At 67.7% G+C, this 11,727-nt stretch carries 13 protein-coding genes and 2 riboswitches; of the genes, 11 read left to right on the forward strand and 2 right to left on the reverse strand.

Going from position 1 to position 11,727, the window contains the following annotated elements; translation table 11 throughout:
* Window positions 1-97 precede the first annotated feature (97 nt).
* The 6 genes from AC1D0A_RS21590 to rox all read left to right on the forward strand — a co-directional run bounded on the left by AC1D0A_RS21590 (window position 98) and on the right by rox (window position 4,377).
* The gene (locus tag AC1D0A_RS21590) at window positions 98-592 is read left to right on the forward strand and encodes a GyrI-like domain-containing protein (protein ID WP_279294500.1); all 495 of its coding nucleotides are present in this window, start codon (window positions 98-100) and stop codon (window positions 590-592) included.
* Between the two features lie 193 nt (window positions 593-785).
* Entirely contained in the window at window positions 786-1,088 is a 303-nt protein-coding gene (locus tag AC1D0A_RS21595) for a DUF4193 domain-containing protein (protein ID WP_018775830.1), read from the forward strand.
* A 356-nt stretch (window positions 1,089-1,444) separates the two neighbouring features.
* Window positions 1,445-1,954 carry an AMIN-like domain-containing (lipo)protein gene (locus AC1D0A_RS21600; RefSeq protein ID WP_243182235.1) on the forward strand — a complete coding sequence of 170 codons (510 nt, stop codon included), beginning with the start codon at window positions 1,445-1,447 and terminating at the stop codon, window positions 1,952-1,954.
* Between the two features lie 191 nt (window positions 1,955-2,145).
* Complete coding sequence (locus tag AC1D0A_RS21605; RefSeq protein WP_476946807.1) at window positions 2,146-2,508, forward strand: hypothetical protein; 363 nt, start codon at window positions 2,146-2,148, stop codon at window positions 2,506-2,508.
* Window positions 2,415-2,837, forward strand: coding sequence for a phage tail protein (locus AC1D0A_RS21610; protein WP_243182226.1), 423 nt, complete (start codon window positions 2,415-2,417; stop codon window positions 2,835-2,837). Before AC1D0A_RS21605 ends, AC1D0A_RS21610 begins: the two co-directional genes overlap by 94 nt.
* Window positions 2,838-2,916: 79 nt before the next feature.
* A complete protein-coding gene (gene rox, locus AC1D0A_RS21615) occupies window positions 2,917-4,377 on the forward strand; it encodes a rifampin monooxygenase (RefSeq protein ID WP_476946808.1) in 1,461 nt (486 codons plus the stop codon).
* A gap of 14 nt (window positions 4,378-4,391) precedes the next feature.
* On the opposite strand, the gene AC1D0A_RS21620 is transcribed toward rox, so the two are convergent.
* Window positions 4,392-5,558 carry a cytochrome P450 gene (locus AC1D0A_RS21620; protein ID WP_476946804.1) on the reverse strand — a complete coding sequence of 389 codons (1,167 nt, stop codon included), beginning with the start codon at window positions 5,556-5,558 and terminating at the stop codon, window positions 4,392-4,394.
* 285 nt (window positions 5,559-5,843) lie between these two features.
* Between AC1D0A_RS21620 and AC1D0A_RS21625 the strand changes: the two genes are divergently transcribed.
* From AC1D0A_RS21625 to AC1D0A_RS21635, 3 genes are all read left to right on the forward strand, one after another.
* A complete protein-coding gene (locus tag AC1D0A_RS21625; protein ID WP_243182228.1) occupies window positions 5,844-6,194 on the forward strand; it encodes a flagellar FlbD family protein in 351 nt (116 codons plus the stop codon).
* Window positions 6,195-6,242: 48 nt separating this feature from the next.
* A complete protein-coding gene (locus AC1D0A_RS21630) occupies window positions 6,243-6,641 on the forward strand; it encodes a sigma-70 family RNA polymerase sigma factor (RefSeq protein ID WP_476943899.1) in 399 nt (132 codons plus the stop codon).
* Window positions 6,642-6,806: 165 nt separating this feature from the next.
* A complete protein-coding gene (locus tag AC1D0A_RS21635; protein ID WP_028275324.1) occupies window positions 6,807-7,286 on the forward strand; it encodes a Dps family protein in 480 nt (159 codons plus the stop codon).
* 99 nt (window positions 7,287-7,385) lie between these two features.
* Here AC1D0A_RS21635 and AC1D0A_RS21640 read toward each other — a convergent pair whose 3' ends face one another.
* Window positions 7,386-8,972, reverse strand: coding sequence for an MFS transporter (locus tag AC1D0A_RS21640; RefSeq protein WP_476946805.1), 1,587 nt, complete (start codon window positions 8,970-8,972; stop codon window positions 7,386-7,388).
* 67 nt (window positions 8,973-9,039) lie between these two features.
* Here AC1D0A_RS21640 and AC1D0A_RS21645 point away from each other — a divergent pair, with 67 nt between their 5' ends.
* Together AC1D0A_RS21645 and AC1D0A_RS21650 are read left to right on the forward strand one after the other, a co-directional pair.
* Window positions 9,040-9,579 (forward strand): TetR/AcrR family transcriptional regulator, encoded by a 540-nt coding sequence (locus AC1D0A_RS21645; protein ID WP_243182231.1) that lies wholly within the window; start codon window positions 9,040-9,042, stop codon window positions 9,577-9,579.
* Between the two features lie 269 nt (window positions 9,580-9,848).
* Window positions 9,849-9,947, forward strand: a riboswitch (glycine riboswitch).
* Between the two features lies 1 nt (window position 9,948).
* A riboswitch (glycine riboswitch) is annotated at window positions 9,949-10,063 on the forward strand.
* Window positions 10,064-10,102: 39 nt separating this feature from the next.
* On the forward strand, window positions 10,103-11,727 hold a 1,625-nt coding region (locus tag AC1D0A_RS21650; protein WP_476946806.1), incomplete at its 3' end, for an aminomethyl-transferring glycine dehydrogenase.

Genomic DNA, 11,727 nt, shown 5'->3' on the forward strand with positions numbered 1-11,727 from the left:
GGGCGCCGGACCGCTACTGGACCACGGCGCGGACCTCCCCTGGGGGCGCGGGCCGTAAGGCCCTAGACCGTGGATTAGTCCCGGCAGAGTCTGGGGTATGACTCAAACGAACCCGGGGCCGGCCCCGGACATCAGGGCCGCCCAACTCAAGGAACAGCCCACGGCGGTGGTGCATGAGACAGTCCCGATGACTGCGTTGCGGGATTTTTTCGGCCGTGCCTTCGCCGCCGTCATGGGTGCGGTGCAGGAGCAGCATGTCCAGTTGGCCGGACCCCCGTTCGCGCTGTACCGCGGCATGCCGACCGACGTCGTCGACGTGGAAGCGGGGTTCCCCCTCGCCGCGCCTTTCACGAACCCCAGTGGCGCGGAAACGGCGGTTGTCGCCGGCACCCTCCCCGCAGGCCAGGCCTACGAGGCGATGCACATCGGTCCCTACGAATCACTGCAGCGTACTTACGGCGCGATCATGGCGCGGATGCGGCAGGACGGCGCGAGCCCGGGAGCAGCAATGTGGGAGTACTACCTCACCGATCCCGGCGTCGAACCCGATCCAGCGAAGTGGCAGACGCTCGTGGTCTGGCCGGTCGACTGAAATGCCGCACTCGAATGGCCCGACCGCCGCGCGGAGGGGCCCCGCCCGGGGGCCGCTGCCCAGGTTTCCAGGGCCCGTCCGACTCATTCTGTCTGATAGGCCACACTATTGCTCTACTCCATGCATAATGTCCTAAACTGCTTCACTGAGGTGCCTGAAATGGCGCTGCGCAGCAACGAAAGTGAACCCCGATATGGCTACCGATTACGACGCCCCACGCAAGACAGAAGAAGAATCTCCCGCTGAGTCGCTGGAGGCCCTTCAGGCGTCCCGCGGCGGCGGCGCGCAGACCGCTGTGATCGACGTCGATGAGAACGACACCGCTGAAGGCATCGATCTTCCCGGTGCGGATCTGTCCGGCGAAGAGTTGACGGTCATTGTTGTTCCGGAGCAGTCCGATGAATTCACCTGCTCCTCGTGCTTCCTGGTCCGTCACAGGTCCCAGGTGGCCCTTGAGAAGAACGGCATGAAGTACTGCCGCGACTGCGAAGGCTAAAACCTTCCGGCAACAGCCAGGCCGTACGAAGCGCCGGACCCGCGAGGGTGCCGGCGCTTCGCCGTTCCCGGCCATGCCTGCCGCTGACGGTGTTATCTGTTCGTGAACGACCTTCACGAACAGGGTCCGTGCAATCCGTCCGTGACCAGCAACGGGCCACGCTAACGGTTGGGCGCCGAAACTGCGGAGAACCTCGCCCGCCGGGCCGGGCCCGCCTACGCTGAAAGCGTCTGGCCTGCGCTGACTGTTCCGCCAGCCCAAGGGTCAGGCAGCACCAGGGGGTGGCGGCCTTGAAGAAGACCCAGTTGAAGAAGATCCAGTTGAAAAAGGTCAACGCGTTGCTCGCGGCTGTTCTGATGGCCGCCGCGCTCGGGATTCTTGCGCCGGCGCCCGCCGCCGCGGACCCGTACTGCGGACTGGCCTGGGGGTCGCTGAGCAAAATGGATCCGGCCATGAGCCAAGCCAAAGTGGTGAACGTCCGCACCGGTCAGCACTACTGCTTTGACCGGCTGGTCATTGACCTCAACGGCCCCGTGGCCGGCTACAGCGTCCGCTACGTACCCGCGGTGGTGCAGGACGGGTCCGGCCTGCCGGTCCCGTTGCGGGGCCAGGCCTTCATTCAGCTCACGGTCAATGCACCCGCATATGACGACGCCGGCAATCCCACCTACAACCCGGCGAACAAGAGTGAATTGGCTGACGTGACCGGCTACCAGACCTTCCGGCAGGTGGCGTGGGCGGGCAGCTTCGAGGGCTATTCGACCATTGGCCTGGGGGTCCGCGCTCGGCTGCCGTTCCGGGTCCTGGCCCTGCCCGGGCCGGGCACCGGGTCCCGGTTCGTGGTGGACGTGGCCCATTTCTGGTGAGGCTGGTGAAGCCGGTCGCAAGGCAGGGCTGCGCGCCTTGCCGGGCGGGTCGGCTAGAGCGAGTTGAGCTCGGCCCGGAGCGGGAAGTCCCGGCCGTCGAGCACCAGCTGCGTGCAGTGCCCGGTGGCGCGGTTCAGAACGATCGGGGCCATGTGGCGTCCCTCGCCGAAGCGAAACCCGGAGACCTCTTGGTGAGCTTCGGCGGCAACCACATTTCCATCTATCTGGGCAACGGCAAGGCGATCGACGCCCCCGTGCCGGGTAAGACCGTCCAGATCCGCGATGCCTGGGAGCAGCAACCTGACTTCCAACCGGCGCATCGTGCCCGCAGGGGCGGCAAAGGGGCGCGTGCGTTCCGACGTCCGGCAGCACGTCGTCGCGTTAGCATTGGTCCCAACACGTCTGTCCAGGAGGGCACATGCCGTACATCGTTGACTTTGAGACCGTTTCTACCGCCGGCTTGGAATCATCCCCCGTCTCCGAGGCCCTCGCCGGGTTGCGCGCCAACGAGGCCCGCTATTTCCGGAATAAGTACGGCCACACCTTCACCGTGAGCCCCGCGAGCGAAGTTCCTGACGTGGTTGACCGGGTGAGCCGCATCCTCCGGGATGAACGCGAGATCGTGATCGGCTCCCGCCCGCTGGAGGCGACCGCCTTCGAAGTCGACGGTTTGCGGATGGCCTATGTTTTTTATGAGTCGGGGCTGTCGGTCAACGTCATGTACAGCATCGAGGACGGCGGGAAGAGAGCGGTGGGGTTCAAACTTGCCGACGGCATGGAAGTTCCGGAGGAATTGGCGCCGCGCTTCAAGTTCGCCCGCCAAAAGTCGAAGCTGGCGGGCGTTATTCGCGGCTCCTACTTCGTGATCAAGGGCGAGTACTGATCGGGCTCACCCCCGCATTTCAGGGTGCGGGACGCAGCCGGGCAATCCGGGAAGTGAGTTTCTGGGATTGGGGTTCCATATATTCGACGTAATCATTAGCGGTGGCGGCCCGACGGGAATGATGCTGGCCAGCGAGTTGCGGCTGCACGACGTGGACGTGCTCGTGCTGGAGAGGGACTCGGAGCCGAGCCAGGCGGTCCGTTCGCTCGGCCTGCACCCGCGCAGCATCGAGATCATGGACCAGCGCGGGCTGCTGGACCGGTTCCTCGCCCACGGGCAGCGGTATCCCGGCGGCGTGGGTCGCTTCGCCGGGATCGACAAGCCCCGGCCGGTGAACCTGGACACCGCACACGGCTACGTCCTTGGCATCCCCCAGCCGGTCACCGATCGCCTGCTGGCCGAGCGCGCCGGTGAGCTCGGCGCCCAGATCCGCCGCGGCTGCGAGGTGGCATGGGTCGAGCAGGACGAGGACGCGGTGAGCGTCGAACTTGCTGACGGCACACGGCTGCGCTCGCGCTGGCTGGTCGGCTGCGACGGCGGACGCAGCCTGGTGCGCAGACTGCTCGGCATCGGCTTCCCCGGCGAGCCGGCCAAGACCGAGTGGCTCCTGGGCGAGGTGGAGGTGACCGCGGCGCCGGATCAGCTGGCCGAGGTGGCCGAGGAGGTGCGCAAGACCCACAAGGGGTTCGGCATAGGCCCCGCCGGAAACGGCCTGTACCGCGCCGTCGTGCCCGCGGCGGCCGTGGCCGAGGACCGCTCGGTCCCGCCGACCCTGGAGGAGTTCCGGACGCAGCTGCGGGAGTTCGCAGGCACCGACTTCGGCGTCCACTCACCACGCTCCCTGTCCCGTTTCAGCGACGCCACGCGGCTTGCCGAGCAATACCGGGTGGGCCGAATTCTGCTCGCCGGCGATGCGGCGCACGTCCACCCGCCGCTGGGAGGGCAGGGACTGAACCTCGGCATCCAGGACGCTTTCAACCTCGGCTGGAAGCTCGCCGCTGAGGTCAAAGGCTGGGCGCCTGACGGGCTGCTGGACAGTTATTACGCCGAGCGTCACCCGGTCGCCGAAGGCGTGCTGACCATCACCCGCGCCCAGAGCGAGCTGCTGTCCACCGAACCCGGCCCGCAGGCCGTGCGGCGGCTGCTGAGCGAGCTGATGGACTTCGAGGACGTCAGCCGTTTCCTGGCCGAGAAGATCACCGCGATCGGGGTCCGCTACGACTTCGGCGAAGGACCCGAGCTGCTCGGCAGGCGACTGCGCGACATTCCTCTGTCGCGGGGCCGTCTCTACGAACTCACCCGCAAAGGCCGCGGGCTCCTGCTGGACCAGACCGGCGAACTCTCCGTGGCTGGATGGGAGGATCGGGTCGACCACGTCGCGGACGCCAGCGGGGAACTGGACGCGCCCGCGGTCCTGCTCCGGCCGGACGGCCACGTCGCATGGATCGGAGACGACCAGGACGACCTGCTCCACCATCTGCCGACATGGTTCGGGGCCGCCCTCGAGGGCACCGGAGACGATCACGATCGCCGCCCCTGACGCCGTGCCCGCCGTCAGACAGCCTGCCAGGTCACGGGAAGCTGTTTCGCCCCGTAGACGATCATGCTTTCCATCCGCTCCAACTGCGCATCGGGGTCTACCGCAAGCCCCGGCAGCCGTGAGAGCACGGCCTCCAGCGCGATCCTGGCCTCCAGCCGCGCCAGGGGCGCCCCCAGACAGAAATGGATGCCCTGCCCGAAGGCGAGGTGACGGTTGGGTGAGCGTTCGACGTCGAACTCGTCCGGGCTCGGGAACTGCTCCCCGTCGCGGTTCGCCGAACCGATCCAGGCAATGATCGGCGAGCCTGCCGGAATGGTGCGGCCTCGCACGGTCGTGTCGACGGCTGAGAGCCGGTACATGGACTGGACGGGGGAGCGGTAGCGCAGCACCTCTTCGATGGCGTGCGGGAGCAGGGCAGGCTCGGCGACAAGGCGTTCCGCCGTGCCCGGTGATTCGGTGAAGCACAGCACCGCATTGCCGATCAGGTTGGTGGTGGTCTCGTTTCCCGCCACGAGCAACAGGCTGCAGAATCCCAGCAACTCGATGGGGCTGAGCTTCTGCCCGTCGATCTCGGCCGCGAGGAGCGCGCTGATCAAATCATTGCCCGGCCGGTGCCGCCGCTCCTCGATCATGCCCATGAAGTACTCCGCCATTTCCCGGTTGGCTGCCGTGTGGACGGAATCGTCGGCGCCCGGGCGGGTCTGGCTCACGATCACGTCGGACCACAGCTTGAACCGGTCCCTGTCAGAGGCCGGAATGCCCATGAGTTCGGCGATCACGATCACCGGAAGCGGATAGGCGAGCTGTTCGATCAGGTCCGTGGCGCCGCCGGCCACCGCTGGCTCCAGCAACTCGTCGGTCAGTTCCGAGATGCGCGGGGCGAGCGCTTCGACTGCCCGCGGCGTGAACGCCTGCGTCACGAGCGAACGCAACTGGCGGTGCCGCGGCGGGTCCGTGTTGACCAGGCTGGCGGCGAAGAGCTGGCCCGTTTCGGAGGGGTTGTCCCCGCCCATCCGGGAAGAAAAAGTGGCGTGTTCGGACAGGACCCGCTGCACGTCGTCGTAGCGGAACACGTGCCAGACGCCGGTGTCCGGGTCCTGGAAGACGGGTTCACTGTCCCGCATAGCTGCGTAGCGGGGAAACGGGTTCAACGGCTGCTCAAAATCCGGAAATGGCGCCACGGCTGGCCTTCCTGATGAGGCGGGCGGCCGTCGTTTCCTGGCACTGGACCAACTGCACTGGACGAACTGCGGTGGAACAGGCGCCGAACGGGGCGGGCCGGGTGGCCCCGTCAGGTCCCACCCTAATACCGCGCGGCGGCCTTGGCACGGGGAATGTTGCTGCGCCGGCCGCCCCCGGGCACCGGCACCTTGGCAAGCCGCCTGACGACGGCGCCTGACGAAGGGGCCCCGGGTGCCGACAGTACGGAGGAGAACACCCTTCCCCTCACAGAGCAGAATCGGCCCATGGTCGTCGTCACACGCCTCAACGGAACGCGCTTCGCGGTCAATCCGGACCTCATTGAACGCATCCACGAGAGCCCGGATACGCACTTGGTGACGCTCGACGGCGCCGCCTACGTGGTGCTCGAAAGCCTCGCCGAAGTGGTCGAGCTCAGCGCGGAGTACCGGGCATACATCCTGAGCAAGGCCCGGGACTTTCCGGCCATCACCGGCTATCCCCTCAGCCTGGTCCGGACTGAAGACCCGGACACTGATCCTCGGGCTGCGGGTAGTCGTGGCCCTGGGCGCGGTGCTTGGCCTCATGTGGTTCCTGCAGCACCGGCTGGGCAACGGCACCGGACGGCGCCGGGCTGACCGCGCCTTGACCATGGTCAACCGGCAGCGCCTCGGGCAAAAGCCTCCGTGGTGGGCACCCTGGCCGCCGAAACCCTCACCCCGGAACACTCTGTGCTCGCGGACGAACGCCTCCAGTACCTTCGGGCCGCCGTGAAATCCCTCCCGGAACGGATGCGCTACGTGGTGGAGGAGATCTACTTCGGCGACCGCACGGTCAAAGACCTGGCCGCGGAACTCGGATCCACGCACGCAGCGGTGTCCCAGCGGCGTTCGGAAGCCATCCGGCTCATGCGAGACGGCCTGAGCGCCCACTACGCCGACGACCCCGAGCAGCCGTTCCACCCGCAGTCCAGGATTACCCCGCGGCGGCGCAACGACTACCTCACCCAGCTGTCCGAATCCACCTCCGGCGGCATCACACGGGCCGTGTTCCCGCGTGGGCCCTTCCTCAACGAGGCCGAATAAACCGCCCCAAAACGGTTAGTAAGCCGACTTAGTAAGCTGACCGAGAAATTCCTCCCAGAAGCATCGCGGCCCGCCGCCGCGCTGCGGTAGCGTCGGAAGCATCGGCCGGGGTGCCAGCAATGGCATGCGCGGCCCGTACGGCACCGGTTCTATCGAGGAGGATTCATGAAAGCATCACCCACATTGACGACCAACCTGCAGGCAGTACTGGTGGACCTGATCGAACTCCACGTTCAGGGCAAGCAGGCACACTGGAACATCGTCGGGACCAACTTCAGGGACCTTCACCTCCAGCTGGACGAGATCATCGACGCCGCCCGGGGATTCGCGGATGACCTCGCCGAGCGCATGCGTGCCCTTCACGCCCTCCCGGACGGCCGTAGCTCCACGGTTTCCAAGTCCACCGCACTGGCCGAGTTCCCGAAGGGCCTGATCAACACGAAGGACGCCATCGAGCGGATTGTCGCCGCGCTGGAGGCGGCGGTCGGCACCATGCGCAAGGTCCATGACGAAGTGGACGAGGAAGATCCCACCACCGCGGATCTGCTGCACGAGTTCATCGCCAAGTTTGAGCAGTACGCCTGGATGGTGAATGCCGAGACCATGCGGGCCACGGCCAGCGTGACCACCCCGGACAGCAAGTAGGGACCGGCTCCCGCCAGCCCCCCAAAACAGCAGCGTCCGGCGCCGGGTATCCTCCCGGCACGCTGACGGCGGCGTGACGCTGACGACGGCCCCTGAGCCCTATTGGGCCTTCGGCACCGACCGCAGGACGACGGCGGCCAGGACGCAGGCCCCGGACATCAGGACCAGCGCAATTGACGCCGTGACGTGCACGCCCGAGTCGAAGGCGGTGCGCGCGGCCGCCGTCACCGCCTCCGCCAGGGGCGCCGGAAGCATCCGTGCCAGATCCACAGCGCCGGCCAGGGTTTCACCGGCCTGGCTGGTGGCCGCCGCCGGGGCGAGTTCGGACACGCCCGCGGGAAGCCGGAGGTTGCCCTGGTAGGAGGCCGTCAGGATTGAGCCGAGAATCGCCGTACCCAGCAGGGACCCCACTTCGTAGCCGGTCTCGGAGATGGCGGCGGCTGCCCCTGCCTTGTCGGCGGGCGCCGCGCCCAGGATCAGGTCATTGGAGATCGTCTCGGCGGCGCCCACCCCCAGGCAGAGCACCAGCAGGGCGGCAAGGAGCAACGACGGGCCCTGGCTGTGGTCGCCGAAGGCCACCAGGAAATAGCCCGCCGCGCTCAGCAGCAGGCCGCCGGCCACCACAAAGCCGGGCCGCACCTTGCGCACCAGCGGGACCACGAGCAGCCCCGCCACAACTGTGGCGATGAGGGCCGGGACCATGGCGACGCCGGAGGCCGAGGGGGACTGGCCCTCCAGCAGCTGCAGGTGCTGGGCCAGGAAGAGAATGAAGCCGTTGAAGGAGAACAGCGCCAGGACGTTGGCCACAATGGCCGTACTGAAGATCCGGTTGCCAAACAGGCTGACGTCGAGCATCGGCGCGGTGCTGTGGTCTGACCTGTGGATACGGGCAAGCGCGCGTTGCCGCCGGATGAACACATAGCCCATGAGCAGGCCGGTTCCGATGCTCGCGAAGGCCTCAGGAGCCGGCCCGTGGGTGGCAAGGGCCTTGATCCCGTAGACCACCGGCACCATGACCAGCAGGGACAGGGCAATGCTGGGCACGTCCACCCGGCCCGGCTTCGGATCGCGGGATTCCGGGATCAGCGCCGGCCCGAGCAGCAGCAGGGGCAGGATGATCGGCACCGCGACCAGCAGGACGGCGCCCCACCAGAAGTGTTCCACCAGCCAGCCGCCGGCAATCGGGCCGAGGGCGGCGCCACCGGAGAATCCTGCGGCCCAGATCGCCACCGCCAGCCTGCGCCTGTTGGGCTGCGGAAAGATGTTCCGGATCAGCGACAGCGTGGACGGCATGAGCATGGCGCCGAACAGGCCAAGCCCGGCGCGGCCGGCGATCAGCCACTCCGCACTCGGCGCGAACGCCGTCACGGCCGACACCGCGGCGAAGCCCGCGCTGCCCACGAACAGCAGCCGGCGCCGGCCGATCCTGTCGCCCAGGGAACCCATCGCGACCAGGAGTCCGGCCAGGACCAGGGGATAGGCGTCGACGATCCAGAGCAGTTCGACGCCGGAGGCGGTCAGGCTGCTGGCGATGGCCGGCAAGGCGAACGTGAGCGCGGTGTTGTCCACGGCCACGAGCAGGACGGGGAACATCAGCAGGGCCAGCGCCACCCAGTCACGCCACGGAGCCCGGGGCCCGGTGGCCGCAGGAGTGCTGGTGGCTGCGGTGATCGATGAAATGCTCATGAAGATAACTATACCGTCTGGACGGTACAGTTAAGAATTGCGCGGGCGGACAGGCATGATGGGAGGCATGCCCAGGAAACCCGTCGCCCGCGAGGCCGTGCTCGATGCCTTCGAATCCCTGCTCATCGAAGTCGGTGAACGCGCCGCTACGCTGGACGCCGTCGCGCGCCGGGCCGGCGTCTCCAAGGGCGGCCTGCTCTACCATTTCCCGACTAAAGAGGCGATGATCGCGGTCCTGCTGGAACGGCTGGACCGGCTTCTGGCTGAGGATGTTGCGGCCATGGCGGCAGCCCCGGAAGGGGCGGCGGCGTACTTCATCAAGTCCTCGGTGTGGGCCGACACGCCCATGGACCGGGTCTTCGTGGCCGCCACGCGGCTCGCCGAGGTGGCGCACGGGGAAACCCTCCGCCGCTTCGCCGCCGGCCAGGCGAGCTGGCTGGAACTGCTGGCGGCCGACGTCGGGCCCGCCATGGCGAAGGCCGTCCTGTGCATGGGGGACGGGCTGTACTTCAATGCCATGCTCGCGCGGGGTCCCGGCGGGCCGCCGCCGGAAGTCGAGGCGGACGTCCAGAGCCTCCTGGCCGCCGTCGAGCGCCTGCGCGGCTGAAGCCCACCCCCCACCCCCGGCCGACCCCCTACGCCCGCCGACCCTCTACTCCCCGCCGACTTCGCCGGAAGCGTTCGAGTACGCCGGAAAGTTGCGGCGACTCCGGGCGTTTCCGGCGAATTCGCGCCGCCGGATTCGCCGCCGGGTGGCTCGTGGCCCGTAACGTGGGTCCGCCGCCGGGAGGGAGTTTGCGGACGCGCGCCCGGCATAGGACAATGAGAGCTGTGACTGTTGTCACCCTCGATTGAACACCCAATTAAATACGCCTTTGATCTGCGGCGGGAGAGTCCTGCAAGTAGGTACAAGCAGGCGCCGTAGGAGCAAACCCTCCCCAGGAATCTCTCAGGCCCATGTACCGCCGCGGCAAGGCATCTCTGGAAAGTAGCAGGCGTGTCCCGGACATGCTGTGCTCACCGACGGTGCAAGCGGAGCCCTGAAACGCAGGCTGCGCGGAAACTCTCAGGTCCAATACAGAGCGGGGAGGAACCCGAATCAATGTGGCGTACCCTGCGCCGCCTGAGTTATGGAGTTCCTTGTGACTGTTACCCCAGCCTCCACGTCCTTCGTTGACCGGCATATCGGCGCGCGCCGCCAGGCCGACGTCGACGCCATGCTGAAGGCTGTCGGCTACGACACCGTCGACGCCCTGGTGGACACCGCCGTTCCGAAGGACATCCGCCAGGACGCCGACCTGGCGCTCGCCGCGGCCCTGAGCGAAGTCGAAGTCCTCGCCGAGCTGCGCAAACTGGCGTCGAAGAACAAGACCGCCGTGCAGATGATCGGGCAGGGCTACTACGACACGCTCACCCCGCCGGTGATCCGCCGCAACGTCCTCGAAGCCCCGGGCTGGTACACCGCGTACACGCCGTACCAGCCCGAGATCTCACAGGGCCGGCTCGAGGCGCTGCTGAACTTCCAGACCATGGTCCAGGACCTCGTCGGCCTGCCGATCGCCAACGCCTCCCTGCTGGATGAAGCCACCGCCGTGGCCGAGGCCGTGCTGATGATGCGCCGGGCCAACAAGAATAAGACCGCCCACGACGGCAAGACAGTCCTCGACGCCGACTGCCTGCCGCAGACCATCGCGATCGTCAAGGGCCGCGCCGAGGCCCTCGGCTTCGAGGTCGAGGTCGCCGACCTCTCCAAGGGCCTGCCCGACGGCGTCATCAACGGCGTCGTCCTGCAGCAGCCGGGCGTCTCCGGCCGCGTGTTCGACCACACCGCCGTGATCGCCGATGCCAAGGAACGCGGCGCCCTCGTCACCGTCGCGGCAGACCTCCTCTCCCTGACCCTGATCACGTCCCCGGGCGAGCAGGGCGCTGACATCGCCGTCGGCTCCGCCCAGCGCTTCGGCGTGCCGCTGTTCTTCGGCGGCCCGCACGCCGCCTACATGGCCGTTCAGAAGGGGCTCGAGCGCTCCATGCCCGGCCGCCTCGTTGGTGTCTCCAAGGACAACGCCGGCGTCCCCGCCTACCGCCTGGCCCTGCAGACCCGCGAGCAGCACATCCGCCGCGAGAAGGCCACCTCCAACATCTGCACCGCCCAGGCCCTGCTGGCCATCGTGGCTTCCTTCTACGCCGTCTACCACGGCCCGGACGGGCTGAAGGCAATCGCCCAGTCGGTCCACGTCCACGCTAAGACCATCGCCGCCTCCCTGAAGGCCGCCGGCCTGGACGTGCTGCACACCTCCTTCTTCGATACCATCACCGTCTCCGTGCCGGGCCGGGCAGCTGAGATCATCGCGGCAGCCGACGCCAAGGGCGTCAACCTGCGCGCCATCGACGCCGACACCGTCGGCATCTCCGCCGACGAGGCCACGACGGTGGCAGTCGTCGCCGACGTCATCGCCGCGTTCGGCGCGTCCGTGACTGCCGCGGCTGCAGGCACGGACACTGCGTTTGGCCTGGACCCCGCCGTCGAGCGCTCCTCCGACTTCCTGCAGCACCCGGTGTTCAACACGCACCGTTCCGAGACCCAGTTGCTGCGCTATATCCGCCGTCTCTCGGACCGCGATCTGGCCCTGGACCGGACCATGATCCCGCTGGGGTCGTGCACCATGAAGCTGAACGCCACGGCCGAGATGGAGGCCATCTCCTGGCCGGAGTTCGCTTCCATCCACCCCTTCGCCCCGGAATCCCAGACCGCCGG

The sequence above is a fragment of the Arthrobacter sp. P1_D4 genome (assembly GCF_056406115.1).